At 74.1% G+C, this 15681-nt stretch carries 16 protein-coding genes; 8 read left to right on the forward strand and 8 right to left on the reverse strand.

Annotated features, from left to right (window positions below; genetic code table 11):
• Window positions 1-1379, forward strand: a 1379-nt coding sequence (locus OP18_RS45890; RefSeq protein WP_033366151.1) for an NAD-glutamate dehydrogenase domain-containing protein, incomplete at its 5' end; no start/stop codon positions are given.
• Window positions 1380-1472: 93 nt separating this feature from the next.
• Window positions 1473-2738 carry a RodZ family helix-turn-helix domain-containing protein gene (locus OP18_RS45895; RefSeq protein WP_033366155.1) on the forward strand — a complete coding sequence of 422 codons (1266 nt, stop codon included), beginning with the start codon at window positions 1473-1475 and terminating at the stop codon, window positions 2736-2738.
• Window positions 2739-2805: 67 nt separating this feature from the next.
• Here OP18_RS45895 and OP18_RS45900 read toward each other — a convergent pair whose 3' ends face one another.
• The 3 genes from OP18_RS45900 to OP18_RS45910 form a co-directional block, all read right to left on the reverse strand.
• The gene (locus tag OP18_RS45900; RefSeq protein ID WP_033366158.1) at window positions 2806-4248 is read right to left on the reverse strand and encodes an MFS transporter; all 1443 of its coding nucleotides are present in this window, start codon (window positions 4246-4248) and stop codon (window positions 2806-2808) included.
• A 155-nt stretch (window positions 4249-4403) separates the two neighbouring features.
• Window positions 4404-5024, reverse strand: a complete 621-nt coding sequence (locus OP18_RS45905; RefSeq protein WP_033366161.1) for a DUF305 domain-containing protein — start codon at window positions 5022-5024, stop codon at window positions 4404-4406.
• A 116-nt stretch (window positions 5025-5140) separates the two neighbouring features.
• Window positions 5141-5539, reverse strand: coding sequence for a hypothetical protein (locus OP18_RS45910; protein ID WP_162189917.1), 399 nt, complete (start codon window positions 5537-5539; stop codon window positions 5141-5143).
• Between the two features lie 108 nt (window positions 5540-5647).
• On the opposite strand from OP18_RS45910, the gene OP18_RS45915 reads away from it, so the two are divergent.
• Complete coding sequence (locus tag OP18_RS45915; RefSeq protein WP_033366168.1) at window positions 5648-7804, forward strand: heavy metal translocating P-type ATPase; 2157 nt, start codon at window positions 5648-5650, stop codon at window positions 7802-7804.
• Between the two features lie 81 nt (window positions 7805-7885).
• On the opposite strand, the gene OP18_RS45920 is transcribed toward OP18_RS45915, so the two are convergent.
• The 3 genes from OP18_RS45920 to OP18_RS45930 form a co-directional block, all read right to left on the reverse strand.
• Entirely contained in the window at window positions 7886-9025 is a 1140-nt protein-coding gene (locus OP18_RS45920) for an acyltransferase family protein (RefSeq protein ID WP_052388348.1), read from the reverse strand.
• Between the two features lie 214 nt (window positions 9026-9239).
• Window positions 9240-9809 carry a hypothetical protein gene (locus tag OP18_RS58930; protein ID WP_162189916.1) on the reverse strand — a complete coding sequence of 190 codons (570 nt, stop codon included), beginning with the start codon at window positions 9807-9809 and terminating at the stop codon, window positions 9240-9242.
• 73 nt (window positions 9810-9882) lie between these two features.
• Complete coding sequence (locus OP18_RS45930) at window positions 9883-10818, reverse strand: C40 family peptidase (protein ID WP_245635763.1); 936 nt, start codon at window positions 10816-10818, stop codon at window positions 9883-9885.
• A gap of 322 nt (window positions 10819-11140) precedes the next feature.
• On the opposite strand from OP18_RS45930, the gene OP18_RS45935 reads away from it, so the two are divergent.
• From OP18_RS45935 to OP18_RS45950, 4 genes are all read left to right on the forward strand, one after another.
• Complete coding sequence (locus tag OP18_RS45935; RefSeq protein ID WP_156090258.1) at window positions 11141-11518, forward strand: hypothetical protein; 378 nt, start codon at window positions 11141-11143, stop codon at window positions 11516-11518.
• 107 nt (window positions 11519-11625) lie between these two features.
• Window positions 11626-12042 (forward strand): BlaI/MecI/CopY family transcriptional regulator, encoded by a 417-nt coding sequence (locus tag OP18_RS45940; RefSeq protein WP_162189918.1) that lies wholly within the window; start codon window positions 11626-11628, stop codon window positions 12040-12042.
• Window positions 12043-12978, forward strand: coding sequence for a M56 family metallopeptidase (locus OP18_RS45945; protein WP_052388349.1), 936 nt, complete (start codon window positions 12043-12045; stop codon window positions 12976-12978). It begins immediately after the preceding gene.
• Window positions 12979-13105: 127 nt separating this feature from the next.
• The gene (locus OP18_RS45950) at window positions 13106-13621 is read left to right on the forward strand and encodes a hypothetical protein (RefSeq protein ID WP_033366181.1); all 516 of its coding nucleotides are present in this window, start codon (window positions 13106-13108) and stop codon (window positions 13619-13621) included.
• Here OP18_RS45950 and OP18_RS54070 read toward each other — a convergent pair.
• Both OP18_RS54070 and OP18_RS58260 read right to left on the reverse strand, forming a co-directional pair.
• Window positions 13596-14261, reverse strand: coding sequence for a permease prefix domain 1-containing protein (locus OP18_RS54070; protein ID WP_052388350.1), 666 nt, complete (start codon window positions 14259-14261; stop codon window positions 13596-13598). The two genes, OP18_RS45950 and OP18_RS54070, sit on opposite strands and share 26 nt — an antisense overlap.
• A gap of 67 nt (window positions 14262-14328) precedes the next feature.
• On the reverse strand, window positions 14329-14475 hold the full coding sequence (locus OP18_RS58260) for a hypothetical protein (RefSeq protein WP_156090259.1): 147 nt from the start codon (window positions 14473-14475) through the stop codon (window positions 14329-14331).
• A gap of 184 nt (window positions 14476-14659) precedes the next feature.
• Between OP18_RS58260 and OP18_RS45960 the strand changes: the two genes are divergently transcribed.
• Complete coding sequence (locus tag OP18_RS45960) at window positions 14660-15607, forward strand: RNA polymerase sigma-70 factor (RefSeq protein WP_033366184.1); 948 nt, start codon at window positions 14660-14662, stop codon at window positions 15605-15607.
• The last annotated feature ends 74 nt before the right edge of the window (window positions 15608-15681 follow it).

The raw sequence follows: 15681 nt of genomic DNA on the forward strand, positions 1-15681 counted from the left end.
GCGGCCGGATCGCCACCGACTTCATCGACAACTCCGCCGGCGTCGACTGCTCCGACCACGAGGTCAACATCAAGATCCTGCTCGACCGCGCGGTCGCCGACGGCGCGCTGCGTCCGAAGGACCGCAACCCGCTGCTGGCGCAGATGACCGACGAGGTCGCCGAGCTGGTCCTGCGCGACAACTACGACCAGGCCACCACGCTGGGCGACGGCCGTGCCCAGTCCCGGTCGCTGCTGCCGGTGCACAAGCGGCTCATCGCCGACCTGGAGCGCCGCGGCCAGCTCGACCGCGCCCAGGAAGGGCTGCCGACCGACGAGGAGCTCGACGCCCGCGCCGCCGACGGCGTCGGCCTGACCTCACCCGAGTTCGCCGTCCTGCTGTCGTACGCGAAGATCGGCCTCGAACGCGAGATCCTCGACTCCGGCGTGCCGGACGAGGTGTGGACCGACCAGGTGCTCGTCGGCTACTTCCCGACCCCGTTGCGCGAGCGGTTCGTCCAGGCGATGGCCGAGCACCCGCTGCGCCGCGAGATCGTCACCACCGCCGTCGTCAACGAGGCGGTGAACTGGGGCGGAGCGTCCTTCTTCCACCGCGCCGCCGAGGAGACCGGGGCCGGCGCGGCCGACATCCTGCGGGCCTCCGTGGTGGTCCGGGACGTGTACGGGCTGGCCGGGCTGCGCCGCGCCGGCGAGTCCCTCGACAACCAGGTCCCGGCGGCGGCGCAGACCGAGGTCAACCTGAAGACCTCCCAGCTGCTCGACCGGGCCGTGCGCTGGCTGGTGTCCAACCGGCGCCTGCCGATCGACGTGCCCGGCGAGATCGCCCGGCTGCGCCCCGGCATCTCCCGGCTGCTGCCGCGGCTGGAGACGCTGCTGTGCGGCCAGGAGCGCGAGGCGCTGCACACCGACGCGGCCGCCCTGCGCGGGCTGGGCCTGCCGGCGGAGATCGCCGACCGGACGATCCGGATCGTGTACGGCTTCGGCCTGCTCGACATCGTCGAGGTCGCCTCCCGGACCGGCCAGGACGTCAACGACGTCGCCGCGGTCTACTACGCGCTGTCCGAGCGGTTCCGGGTCCACGACCTGCTGTCGAGGATCGCCGACCTGCCGCGCGAGGACCGCTGGCAGACCCTGGCCCGCATGGCGTTGCGCTACGACCTGTACGCCGCCCTGGCCGCCCTGACGGCGGAGGTCCTCACCGCCACGCCCCCCGGCGACGACGCGGCGGACCGCGTCCACGAATGGGAACAGAGCAACGCCGCGTTGATGGCCCGCACCCGCAACGCCATCGGCGAGTTCGGCGAGTCGCCGGGTGACCTGGCCGCCATCTCGGTGCTGCTGCGCCAGATCAGGACGCTGGTCCGCACCTCCGCCGCCTGACCTGTCCCCGGCGGGCTGACCCGTCGCACTGGTATTCGTACATGTGTTCGAATAGATTGGATGGCGTCCACCGATCGACGTGGGAGGCATCGAGTGCTGTTCGACCCGGCCGCAAGCCTGCTCGCCGCCCAGCCGCACGGCGGCGACGTCCGCGTCGTCACCGGCGAGCACCTGGTCGGCCAACTGTGCCGTGACCCGGCCACGTTCGCCGACGCCACGACCCTGGTCGCCCCGCACGCCCCCGGCGCCCCACCGCTCGACGCCCGCGCACGAGCGCTGCTGAGCCTCGTGTGGCCGACCTCCCCCGCGCAGGCCCGCCTCATCTGGGGCGCCCGTCTGCGCCCGCTGCTCGGCACCGCGACCGGTGAGGACCTTCTTGACCGGCTCGACGACCTGGTGCCCTCGCTCGTTGCCGAGGTGGTCGGCATCCCGGCCCCGGTGCTGCGCCGGGTCGAGGCCCGCAGCGCCTTCACCGCCCGCGCCTGCCCCGACCAGGTCACCCGCGCCGCCGCGCCGCTCGCCCTGCTGCACACCGCGGTCGCGAAGGTGGTCCGCGACCGCGCCGCCAGGTCGGCCGCCCCGCTGCGGCCGGACCACCAGGAGACCGTCCTTGACGAGGCGCTGTTCTGGCGCAGCGTGGGCCGCGACGAGGTGTCCCTGGACGAGGTCGCGGCCCTGGTGAGCGCCCTGACCGCCGCGGCCTGGGACGCGACCCGGGCCGTCCTGCCGCGGCTGCTCGGCGCCATGACCGCGCCCACCGCCGACGGCGCCACCGTGCCCACCGCGACCGCCGCGAGTCACGTCACCGTGCCCACCGCGACCGGCCCGGCGGCCGCGACCGCGGCCACCGCGCCGCCGGCCGTGCCCACCGCGAGCGGCGCCGCCGTGCCGACCGCCACCGGCCCGGCGGCCGTGCCCACCGCGCCCACCACGAACGGCGGCCCCGCGCCCACCGCGAGCGGCGTCGCCGCGCCCGCCGGGTCCGCGCGCGCCACGGCCGACCGGCCGGCGTGGGCCGGCCTGGCCTCCGGCGCGGCCGAGCGGGCGGCACTGGTCGACGCCGCCATCCGCGGCGGCTCCCCGACGGTCGGATGGTTGCGCGTCACCACGGCGGCGGCGACGATCGACGGCGCCACGGTCCCGGCGGGCACGCGGTGCCTGTGGCTGGTCGACGCCGCCGACCCGGCCGACCGGCGCACCGGAGCCGCGCTGCGGACCCTGCGCTGGCTGTCCCCGGGCGCACCCGACGGCGCCGGCGCCACGTTCGCCCGGCTCGTGGGCGACACCGTCCTCACCGCGACCGCCGCCACCCGGCCCCGCCGCCCCCGCCCGTACCTGCCGGACACCGCCACGGCGTGACCCCTGCCCGGCCGGGTCGGCGGGGAGCTGCCGGCCGCACGCCGCCCGACGCGCCGGTGGCCGGGTGTCAGCTGGGCGAGCCGATCTCCTGCGCGTGGCGCTCCGGCTCGACCGCGACGGCCGGTGCGGAGGAGGCCGGGCGCAGGGTGAGCGCGGCGATGACCGCGGCGGCCAGGGCGATGACGGCGGCGCCGGTGAACGCGGCGGAGTAGCCGTCGGTGAGGGCGGGCAGGTCACCGAGCCGGTCGGCGCCGGCGGCGGCGGCGACGGCGGTCATCGCGGCCAGGCCGAGCGCGGAGCCGACCTGGTAGCTGGTGTTGACGATGCCCGAGGCGAGGCCGCCCTCCTCCGGGCGGGCCGCGCCGATCGCGGTGCCCAGCGACGGGATGAAGGCCAGGGACATGCCCAGTGCCGCGACGAGCGAGGCGGGCAGCACGTCGGCGGTGAAGCTGCCGGTCGGCCGGACGAACGCCAGCCAGCCCAGGCCGGCGGCGAGCACGGTCAGGCCGGCGACGAGCGTCGCCTTGGACCCGAAGCGGCCGATCGCCCGCGGGGCGAGCAGGATCATGCCGAGCATGATGAGGACGGTCATCGGCAGCAGCGCGGCACCGCTGGGGAAGGCGCTGTAGCCGAGGACCTGCTGCAGGTACAGGTTGAGGTAGAACCACATCGGGATCCACGCCGCGCCGAGCAGCAGCTGCGCGACGTTCGCCGCGGCCAGGTCAGGCGCCCGGAAGATCGACAGCCGCATCAGCGGCTCCCGGCGCTTCGCCTGGATCACCACGAACGCGGCGAGCGCGAGCACCGCGGCGCCGAGCACCAGCCACGTCCGCGGGGAAGTCCAACCGGCCTCCGGGGCCCGCACGATCGCGTACACCGCGGCGGCCAGGCCGGCGGTGACGGTGAGGGCGCCGAGCAGGTCGAGGGAGCCGCGGCGGGCGCCGCCGGACGGCATCACGGCCGGGGTGGCGGCCAGCGCGAGCAGGGCGATCGGGATGTTGATGTAGAACACCCACGGCCAGCTGACGTACTCCGTGATGACGCCGCCGAGGAAGACGCCGGCGGTGCCACCGGCGGGTGCGGCCGCGCCGTACAGGGCGAGGGCCCTGGTGAGCTCCTTCGGCTCGGCGCCGAACAGCATCATGAGCAGCGTCAGCGCCGACGGGGCGATCAGTGCCGCGCCGGCGCCCTGCACGGCACGGGCGGCCAGCTCGACGCCGACGCCGTCGGCGAGCCCGGCGGCGAGCGAGCCGGCGAGCAGGACGGCCCAGCCGGCGGCGAACACGCGCCGGGCGCCGAACAGGTCCGACAGGCGGCCGCCCAGCAGCAGGAGCCCGCCGAACGCGACGACGTAGGCGTTGAAGACCCAGGACAGGTTGCCCGGGGTGAAGCCGAGGTCGTCCCGCATGCGGGGCAGGGCGACGCCGATGATCGAGGTGTCCATGATGACCATGAACTGGGCCAGGGCGATGAGCCCGAGGGCCCACCAACGCCGGGATGCGGCTGCCATGTCTCTCACTCCTTAGTACCCCCAGGGGGTATCCGTGTCGGAGACATACTTACCCCCTGGGGGTATCCGGGTCAACCGCGGACCGCAGTGCGGTACACCTCATGGCGGTCCGCCGCCGGGCACCAGCGGGCCGCCATGAGGCGATGTGGGTCGCGTTACAGCTTCGCCAGCAGGCCCTGCATCTCGGTGATCTCCGCGGTCTGATCCGCGGCGATCCTGGCGGCGAGCTGCTTGGCCGCCGCGTCCTGACCCTGGGCCTGCTCGGTCCTGGCCATCTCGACCGCACCCTGATGGTGCTTGATCATCATCTGCAGGAACATCGTGTCGAAGGCCTTGCCGTCAGCCTTGGCCAGGTCCCGCATCTCCTGGTCGGTCATCATGCCGGGCATCTGCCCCATGCCGTCCATGCCGTGGTGCATGGCGCCCGGGCTGGGGACCGGCGCACCCCAGGCGGTCAGCCAGCCGGACATGGTGGCGATCTCCGGCTCCTGCGCCTTGGCGATCCTGTCGGCGAGGGCCCGGACCTCGGGCGTGGCGGCCTTCGCCTGGGCGACCTCGGCCATGTCGATGGCCTGCCGGTGGTGCGGGATCATGTCGGTGGCGAACGTGACGTCGGCGGCGTTGAAGGTGGCACCGGACCGCGGCGCCGCGACGGTCGGGGCGGCGGTGCCCATGGTGCTGTGGTCCGCCCCGTGGCCGGCGCAGCCACCGGCGAACAGGGCGAGGCTGAGCGCGCCGGTGGCCACTGCGGCCCGGCGGAGGTTGATCGTACGCATGCTGAATCGAGCTCCTGAAGTCTGGCGAAACGGTGAACGGGGCACGGCGGGACGCCACCGCGACCGCCCGGCACACCCGGTGCGGGGTCATCGGCGTCATCCACTGCGGCGTCGGCCTACGTTCGCCAGATCGACAGCACGCTGCGCTGCGGCGGACCGCACCCACTGCCGCCGGCCGCCTCGGCCGCGACCGTGACGGTCAACGCGCGGTCCGGCGCGGCCGGCGGCAGCGGCGGCGAGGCGGCGAAGGTGGGCGCCGGCGCGCCGATGGCGGGCGGAAGGGGGGACTGACACATCGCCCCGGCGTGTCCGCCGTCGTGCGGGGTGGCCGGACAAGGGTCGTGGTGCCCGCCCGTGGCACAGTCCGGCATCACCGCTACCGCCACCGCCGTGCTCGCGGGCGGGAGCGGGGCACCTGCCAGCGTGTGCATCCACGCGATGCCGAGCACCAGCAGCGCGACGGTCAGCAGACCGGCACACGGGTGCCTAGCGGCAGATCGCGTGCGGCTGCGCACCACTCCGAGGCCACCTCCTACGCATCATCGTAGACCGTGACGCTAACCACCACCGGTTGGCATCCATACCCCCCGGGGGTATGGTCGAACGGACGGAAGGAGGCGGCCATGACCTCGCCGCACCGCACAGGCATCCCGGACCATCACGCCCACGGGGCCACCGGTCACCCGCACGATCACCCTCCCGGCGGCGCCGCGACGCACGAGCGCGCGGACGGCCGTCACGAGCACGCCGGTGGGCACGGGGGTGGGCACGACAAGCATGCCGGGCACGACCCAGAGGTGTTCCGGCGCAAGTTCTGGTGGAGCCTCGCGCTGACCGTCCCGGTCGTCGCGACCAGTCACATGGTGATGGACTGGTTCGGCTACCGGCTCGACTTCCCCGGCATGAGCCTCGTCGGGCCGGTGCTCGGCACGGTGGTGTTCCTCTACGGCGGACGGCCGTTCCTGGCCGGTGCGGTGGCCGAGCTCCGCGACCGCGCACCCGGCATGATGCTGCTCATCTCGATGGCGATCACCGTTGCCTACGCCGCGTCCCTGGCGACCAGCGCCGGCTGGTTCGACCTGGAGTTCTGGTGGGAGCTGGCCGCGCTGGTCACCATCATGCTGCTCGGGCACTGGCAGGAGATGAAGGCGATCGGCCAGGCCAGCGGCGCCCTCGCCGCCCTCGCCGCGCTCCTGCCCGACGACGCCGAACGTCTCGACACGGACGGCCGACCGCGCCGCGTGCCGGTCAGCGACCTGCGCGTCGGTGACACCGTGCTGGTCCGCTCCGGCGGCCGGGTGCCGGCCGACGGGCACGTCGTCGAGGGCCGCGCCGAGCTCGACGAGTCGATGGTGACCGGCGAGTCCCGGCCCGTCGCCCGCTCCGTCGGCGACCGGGTCGTGGCCGGCACCGTCGCGACCGACTCCGCGCTGCGGATCGAGGTCGACGCCGTCGGTGACGACACGGCCCTGGCCGGCATCCAGCGCCTCGTCGGGCAGGCCCAGCAGTCCCGCGGCCGGGCGCAGGTCCTCGCCGACAGGTTCGCCGCCTGGCTGTTCTTCATCGCCGCCGGCGCCGGGCTGGTCACCTTCGCCACCTGGTGGGCTCTGGGCGACCTCGACGAATCGGTGGTACGCACCGTCACGGTGCTGGTCATCGCCTGCCCGCACGCGCTCGGCCTGGCCATCCCGCTGGTGATCTCCCTGTCCACCGCCGTCGCGGCACGTACCGGGATCCTGGTGAAGGACCGGCTCGCGCTGGAGCGGATGCGCGCCGTCGACGCCGTGCTGTTCGACAAGACCGGCACCTTGACCAAGGGCGCGCACACCGTCACCGGCGTCACCGCGGCGGCCGGGTTCAGCCGGCAGCGGGTGCTGCACCTGGCGGCCGCCGTCGAGGCCGACAGCGAGCACCCGCTCGCCCGGGCCATCGTCGCCGCGGCGGCCCGTGAGGGCGCCTTCGATCTGCGCGCCGACGGGTTCCAGTCGCTGACCGGCCGCGGCGTGCAGGCCACCGTCGACGGCGTCCGCTACGCCGTCGGCGGCCCGGCCCTGCTGCGGGAGCTGCACGCCGGCCTGCCCGACGACGTCGCCGCCGCGACCGCGGCGTGGACCGCACGCGGCGCCGCCGTGCTGCACCTCGTCCGCCTCGACGGCGAAGACGGCGACGCGACCCGCGTCGTCGGCGCGCTCGCCCTCGAGGACGAGGTCCGGCCCGAGGCGAAGGAGGCGATCGCGCAGCTTCGGCACCTCGGCGTCGGCAAGATCGTCATGATCACCGGTGACGCCCGGCAGGTCGCCGACGCCGTCGCCGCCGACCTCGGCCTGCGGCCCGGCGTCGACGAGGTCTTCGCCGAGGTCCTCCCGGCCGACAAGGAGCGCACCGTCGCCGAGCTGCAGCGGCGCGGGCTGCGGGTGGCGATGGTCGGCGACGGCGTCAACGACGCCCCGGCCCTGGCCCGCGCCGACGTCGGCATCGCCATCGGCGCCGGCACCGACGTCGCCATCGAGTCCGCCGGGGTGGTCCTGGCCTCCTCCGACCCGCGTGGCGTGACCGGCGTCATCCGGCTGTCCAGGGCCAGCTACCGCAAGATGATCCAGAATCTGGCCTGGGCCGCCGGGTACAACATCGTCGCGATCCCGCTCGCCGCCGGTGCGCTCGCCTGGGCCGGCGTCACGCTCAGCCCGGCGGTGGGGGCCGTGCTGATGTCCGCGTCGACGATCGTCGTCGCACTCAACGCCCAGCTGCTGCGCCGCGTCCGGCTCACCCCCGGCCGGTGACCGGCCGGGCATCGCGGGCGCCGTCCGGGGTGAGCCGGACGGCGCCCGCCGCCGGCGCGCGGTGAGGTTCGGGCCGCCACCTCACGGCGCCTCGCGTGACCTGCCCGACCTGCAGGTCGGCGTCCAGTCCTTACCGCGCAGCGCGTGCCGCTCCACCAGGTGCCAGGACAGGGCCGCCGCCGTCACCGTGGCGGGCAGCGACAGCGCCGTGTACGGCCAGAAACCCCACCGGTTCCAGCCGTATCCGGCGAAGACCTGCTGGATGACGAAGCCATAGATGTAGATGCCGTACGAGTAGTCGCTGCGGCGCCCGATCCTTCTCAGCCGCCGGGGCATCCGCGCACCCGCCCAGACCAGCGCGTACACCAGGGCCGGGAAACCCACCACGAAGAAGCCACCGGCCAGCAGGCTCGTGGCCAGCAGCACCACGGCAACGGCACCGGCCCAACCGCGCAGCGGCAGACGGTCGGCGTACAGCTCCACCAGGGCCCCGGCCAGGAACAGGAACCCGAGGTAGACCATCCACTGCGGGTACACCGCCCCGAGCAGGGGCAGCCGGATCTCACCGTGGTGCGACGCCGGTGGGCCGGCGAGCTCCCGGTGCCGTACCTGGTCGGTGACGATGACCCCGAACAGCACGACCGCCGCCGCCAGCACGAGCCGCCGGCGGCGGTGCAGCAACCCGGTCACGGCGAGCAGACCGGTCGCGGCGTAGCAGAGGACCTCGTAGACCAACGACCAGAGTGCACCGTTGAACACGCTGGACGACGTCTGCCGCCCCCAGGGTGTCGACTGCACGAGCAGGTCGTGGATGCCGTACTGACGCACTCCGACGAACCAGTTGTGCCACACGTACTGCACGGGGCCGCGCGGCCCGTCCCAGAAGCCGTCCAGGTTGCCGTGCTCCCGGTACGCGACCAGCGGCGCCGCCACGAACGCGGTCACCAGCAGGCACACCCACAATCCGGGCAGGATCCGTACGGCGCGGTGCCAGGCGAACCGCCCGGGCGAGGTGCGGCGGGCGCTACGGGTGATGAGCAGTCCGGACAGCACGAAGAACCCGAACACCGCCAGCGTGCCGACATTGGTCTGGCCACGAAACGCGGAGTGCCCGAGGTCCTCCCAGCCGAACCCGAGCGACGTCGCGTGCGCCACGACCACCGACACCGCCAGCATGAGCCTGATGGCACCGAAGCCGTTGTCCCGTTCCTCGAACGCCACCGCGAACGTCGACCTCGCCGGTCCGGAGCGGGCCGTACTGCCGGACGACCGGGGCCGTCGGCCTGTCAGAAGATTCATGTCGCCGATTCCGTGAGCAGGTGGGCACGCCGCCGCGGCGCGGCACCCGCGGTCGGCGCGTCGACCGGGGACACCTGCGGCAGGCATGGAAGGAAACCGGCGCCACGACGTGCCGCCGGCGCACTTCACCTGCTGGTCAGCGCCGCCACCGCTGCAACTGCGCCGGCGTCAACGGCGACGACCCGGCCTGACGCGACCCGCCGCGACCCGCGTTCGCGACGCTGCTCACCGGCCCGGAGGCCGTGCCGGCGGCGGTGTCGGCGTTGGTGCCGGCCGGCCGCTGACCGGCGTCGACGCCGTGCGCGCAGCAGCGGTGGCGGGGCGACCGTTCGCCGGCGTCGACGGTCGCCGTTCGCGTGACGGCCCGGGCCGAGGCCACGCCGACTTCAGGGTCCGCCGTTCGCGTGACGGCCCGGGCCGAGGCCACGCCGACTTCAGGGTCCGCCGTTCGCGTGACGGCCCGGGCCAAGGCCACGCCGACTTCAGGGTCCGCCGTTCGCGCGGCAGTCCGGGCCGAGGCCACGCCGGCGTCAGGGTCCGCCGTCTGTGTGGCGGCCCGGTCCAGGGCCACGGCGGTGCCACCGTGGCAGTGCCGCGCCGCCGCCGCCGGCCCCATGGCGGTGACCACGGCCAGCAGCATCGCCGCCATCCACCGGCCGCGCCGGACGAGGGTCACGGCACGGCGCAGCGCAAGCGCCTGCCGCATGCTGTCGCCGCCCTCCACGGTCCAAGACGTGTCACCGCCAACCTACTATGCTCGATAGTAGATTCCTACACGGTCAGCCGGGACGGCGGGCGCCCATGTACGGCATGGTGTCGATGCGCGCCATCCTGACCGGCACCCCGGCGCGGGACGCGTGGACCATCAGGTTGTTGCCGACGTACATGCCGACGTGGTGCAGGTCGCTGTAGAAGAAGACCAGGTCACCGGGGCGCAGGTCGGCCTTGCTCACGGCGCTGCCCTGTTTCCACTGGGCACCGGTGTAGTGCGTCAGGGACACACCCGCGGCCTTCCACGCGTACTGGGTCAGGCCGGAGCAGTCGAAGGTGCTGGGACCGACGGTGCCGAAGACGTAGGGCTTGCCGATCTGCGCGCAGGCCGTCTTCACCGCGGTGCCCGCCGCGCCGCCGATGTACACCGCCGGGCACTGACCGATGTACAGCGCGCTCGTGGGGATGTCGGAGGCACCGAGCCGCCGGCGCAGCGCCTGCAGCCGGTCCACCTCCGCCTGGATGGACTTCTTGCGGACCGCGAGCTCGGTCTCCTGTGCCTGCTGCTGCGCGACGAGCGCGTCGATCTTCTGCTTGTCCGCGGCGTAACCGTCGCGCAGCTGCGCGACGGACGAGATCTGGTCGGCGCTGTTCCTCGCCAGGCGGTTGAGCGTCGCCAGCTGCTCGGCGAACGTCTGCGGCGAATCGGTCGACAGCAGCACGTTGAGCACCGACGCCTGGCCGTACTTGTACTGCCGCGCCGCCATCGCCCCGACCTCGTGCATGGCGGCGTCGACCTGCTGCTGCAGCGGCGTCAGGGTGTCATTGAGCGACCTGGCCTTCGCCTGGTTGGCCAGCAGCTGGCTGTGCAGGTCGTTGTACTGCTCGATGACCGGCTCCAGCTTCTCCCACGCCTCGTCGAGCTGCCGCTCGATCTCCGGCAGCGACGGCTCGGCGTGCGCCGAGACGGCCGGCACCAGCCCGGCGAGGGCGACGGCGGCCACGACCAGCGTTCTGCGAACGAACGAGAACGTGCGGATACGGTCCACCGCAGCGACGCCCTTCCTCCAGAGGTCCACCCCAGGGCCTCGACATGGAGACCGACGGCCGGGACGGACGGTAGCCACCGTAGAGAGGTCGACGATCCCAATCAACCCGGCCGACGACATCCTTCCCAGCGCAGCCGGACCATCACTCGGCGTGCACTCCTACCGGCGATCCGACATCAAGAACCATCGACGCCGCGGGCCAGAAGCTCACCGCGACGGCGCCGTTGCGCGACGAAGGCACCCAAAATCGTTGTGCCGCTTGTACACTCGCTGTCCTATGCAGCGTAGGAGATGGTCCGGAGCCCGGCTTGCCGCCGCCACGTCCGCGGCGGCCTGGATGCTGCCGGCGGCGCTGCTCACCGCGGGCTGCACGACCGCGGCACCGCACCTCGTGCCGACACCGGGCCCGGTGAGCCTGGACGCGGTGCCCACGGGACGCCACCTGGTGGGCACGGTCAACCGGGTCTCCGACACGGAGCTGGTGCTGGACGTCTACGGCGGCCCGCCCCCGCTGACGTTCGTGATCCGGCCGCAGGACCGCGCCAACATCGACGTCCAGGCGCTGTCCGCGCTGGCCGGCGGCCGAGAACGGGTACGGGTCTTCTACGAGTCCACCGGCGGCAAGGACTATGCCCTGCGCGTCGAACGCGCATGACCCCGCGGCACGACGGTCGACGGCGCGGGCCGCGGCCCCTCCGCGCGGCCACGCGTCAAGGACGACGCATCCAGCCGTGTCGTAGCATCGAAAGCCCGGGCCGGACCATGGCCCCGGCCCGACCGGGCAGACGGGGGCGTGCACGAGGAGGCGCAGTGCGGGGATTTGGCGACCTGGAAGCTGCGATCATGGAGCAGCTCTGGGCCCGGTCGGCACCCGCGACGGTGCGCGAGGTGCACACCGACCTCACCCGCGACCGCGAGCTCGCGTACACCACCGTGCTGACCGTCATGGAGAAGCTGTTCCGCAAGAACTATCTGCACCGCACCCAGCACGGCCGGGCACACACCTACCAGCCGGTGATGAGCCGGGAGCAGTACGTCGCGCGGCTCATGCGCGAGGCGCTCGCCGACAGCGACGACCGCGCGCAGGCGCTGCTGCACTTCGTCGGGCAGATGACCCTGGACGAGGCGGCCGCGTTGCGCCAGGCGCTGCGCAGCTACGAACAGAGGATCACCGAGTAGATGAGCGCCGTGCTGCTCGGCGCGTTCACCGCGGCCCTCGCACTGGTCGCGGCCCCACGGCTGGCCCGGGCCAGGTGGGTGCTGCGCTCCCCCGCGGTGGCGATCTTCGCCTGGCAGATGACCTGCGCGGCGGCGCTCGTCAGCGTGGGACTGATCGGCGTGACGACAACGACGCACTGGGACAGCGCCCAGTCGCTGATGTGCCGGGCGTGGCAGCTGTGCCTCGACGCCGTGCAGGGCGCGCACGGCCGCCGGACCCAGGCGGCGGCCGTCCTCGGCGCGTCCCTGATCGCCGGCGTGGCGATCCGGCTGACGATCGGCGCCTGTCGACTCGCCGTCGCGGAGCGGCGCCGGCGGCGGTCCGTGCTGGCGATGCTGCGGCTGGCCGGCAGCAGGGTGCCCGCGCTCGACGCCACCGTCGTGCCGGCGGAGCATCCAGCGGCGTTCCTGGTCCCCGGCGGGCGCACCGACGTGGTCGTCACCTCCGCCGCGGTACGCCGCCTCACGCCCGACGAGCTGCGTGCCGTCATGGCACACGAGCGGGCACACGCGACCGGCCGGCACTACTGGCTGCTGCGCACCGTGCGCCTGCTGCACATCGCGTTCCCGTGGATACCGATGTTCAGCACCGCCCTGCACCAGGTCCACCGGCTGGTGGAGCTGCGCGCCGATGAGATCGCCGTGCGGTCCAGCGGGCCGCTCGCCCTGGCCCGGGCACTGGTGACGATGGCCGAGGCGGGCGCCCGGCCCGCCGGCACCGATCCCGGGCTGCTGGCGATGGACGGCGGCGACACCGCGGAGCGGCTGGAGCGGCTGCTGCAGCCACCTGCGCCGCTGTCCCGGGCCGGCGTCCGGCTCGCCACCGTCGCCGCGGCGCTGCTGCCGCTCACCCCGGTCGCGATGACCGTCGCGAGCCGGTACGCCGGCATCAGCTGACGGGCACCGTCGACCGGCCGCGCATCGCGAACCCCGGCGGCGCGGACGGCGCCGTCACGGTGTTCCCCTCACCGCGGCCAATAGCTAGGCTATCTACATGTAGCGTCACTACCTTCGGTGGTGTCCTGTGCGGGTGTTCGGGCTGGAGATCCCTGATGCCGGGCCGGTGTTCGCCGGCGTGCTGGTCCTGCACGTCGCGGCCGGGCTGACCTGTGTGACGGCGGGGACGCTGGCCGCCACGGCCGGCAAGCGGCGGGGCAGGCACCCCCGCGCCGGCCGGGTCTACCTGTACGGGCTCTGCGTGGTGTTCGCGACCGCGACGGTGATGTCGGCGGTCCGCTGGCCGCACGACGCGCACCTGCTCGCCGTCGCCGTCGTGGCCTCCGGGCTGGGACTGGCCGGCTGGTGGGCGCGGCGGCGGCGCGGCCGGGCCTGGGTGCGGTGGCACGCGGCCGGGATGGGCGGGTCGTTCATCGCGCTGCTCACCGGCTTCTACGTCGACAACGGTCCGCAGCTGCCGGGGTGGGACCGGCTGCCGCCGGTGGTGTTCTGGTTCCTGCCGGCCGCGGTCGGCGTCCCGCTGCTGCACACCGCGATCCGCCGCTTCGAACGGCCGGTCACGCCGCGATGCGGACGAGCCTGACCAGCCGCCAGCCGGCCGCGCCGACCGTGCCGGACCGGATGACGCTCGCGGCGACGGCGAGCGCCGTCAGCGTCCCGCGCGCCGGGCCGTGCAGGCCGGCCGCGATCAGCAGGCTCACGTCACCGCCCAGACACAGCACCGCGGCGAGCACCGCCGCCGGCGGCGCGATCCGCAGCAGCAGGGGCAGGCGGTACATCAGGCGCCCGGTCCCGGCGACGGCCAGCACGGCGGCGGGGACCGCGACGGCCAGCACGAACGGGTACACGGAGGTCGCGGAGACCGCCGAGGCGACACGATCGGCCCAGCCGCCCGCCGGCCCCGGCGCCGCCGCGATCCACGCCACGCCGACCAGCGGCCCACCGGCGAGCAGCCCGATCGCGATGCGGTGCGCCCAGGTGGCGCACAGCTCACGGACGAACGCGCCGGCGACGACCTCGGGCGGGCCGAACTCGCCGACCGCCTGCCGTGCCGCGTCCGCCGGCTCGACGCCCCGCTCGACACGGGCCTGCACCGCGCATTCCAGACCGTCGCGCAGCTCCGCGCGGATCGCGGCCCGTTCGCGGCGGCCGGCCGGAACCCGGCGGGTCAGCGCGTCGAGGTACGCGGTGACAACGGCGTCCACGTCGGCATCGGCGCCCATGCCGCCATCGTACGGTCGCCGGCCTCGCGCACGACGAACGGCAGGACGGGTGGCTAGCGCGGGCCGGCTAGCGCGGGCCGGCGAGCGCGGCGAGCGCGGTGCGGGTGCGCTCGACGCGGCGTTGCGCGCGCTGCGCGGCGGTGCTCACCTCCGCACAACCGTCGCAGAACCGGACGCCGGCGGGTGCGGCCGAGCGGCGCGGCAAGCGGAACATGGCGATCTCCTCTTCGGGCGTGACACGCTATCTTGACGTCTGTCGAACCAAGGATCGCACGCTGATTCGATGTCCGTCAACCTAGAAGCATGTCGAAACAAGCGCATGCGCCGGCCCGCCGCCCCGACTGTGACGCTCACTGCGGAGAGCGGGCCTCGCGCGGCGGAGCACGTACGGTGGTCCCATGGCTCTGACCGTTGGTGACGTCGCGCGGTTCGAGGCGGCCCGGCCGCGGCTGGAGGCCATCGCCTACCGCATGCTCGGCTCCGCGGCGGAGGCCGAGGACGCGGTGCAGGAGACGTTCCTGCGCTGGCAGGGCGCCGGCCACGAGCGCATCGAGGTGCTCGAGGCCTGGCTGACGAAGGTCCTCACCAACATCTGCCTCAACCAGCTCACGTCGGCGCGGGCGCGGCGCGAGGTGTACGTGGGCCAGTGGCTGCCGGAGCCGCTGCTCGCCGGGGACCCGATGCTGGGTCCGGCCGACACCGTGGAGCAGCGCGAGTCGGTGTCCTACGCGGTGCTCACGCTGCTGGAGCGGCTCACGCCGAACGAGCGGGCGGTGTACGTGCTGCGCGCCGCGTTCGACTACCCGCACCGCGAGATCGCCGCGATCCTCGACATCAGCGAGGCCACCAGCCAGCAGATCTTCCACCGGGCCAGGCAGCACGTGGCGGAGGGCCGGGCGCGCACGGAGATCGACGAGGCCGCGGCGCGGCGGATCGTCGAGGAGTTCCTGGCGGCCGCCACCAGCGGGCGGACCGAGCCGCTCGTGCGGCTGCTCACCGGGGACGCCGTGTCGATCGGCGACGGCGGCGGGAAGGTACCGGCGCGGGCGAAGGCGTTCGAGGGTGCCCTCGCGGTGGCGAAGTTCGTGCGGGGCCTGTTCCAGCCGGGTGCGGCGAAGCGCGCCGCCGCCGGCGGGTCGGCCGAGATCTACGCCACGACCGCCAACGGCGGGCCGGCGGTGGTGGCCGTCGTGGACGGGCGGGTCGTCGGGGTCATGTGCCTGGAGGTCACCGCCGGCGGCATCGCGGCGCTGCGCAACCAGGTCAACCCCGACAAGCTCGGCCGCGCGACCGAGCGCTGGGCGGCCTCGGGCGGACACGGCAAGCCGCTGTTCACCGCGTTCTAGCGGGCGTGTGAGCCGCTTCACATCGCATCCCTGTCAGCAAACGGCGGGCCGCCCGGTTCAAGGGGCACAACCGC

Origin of the sequence: Dactylosporangium aurantiacum, assembly GCF_000716715.1 — a bacterium.
Taxonomy (GTDB): Bacteria; Actinomycetota; Actinomycetes; order Mycobacteriales; family Micromonosporaceae; genus Dactylosporangium; species Dactylosporangium aurantiacum.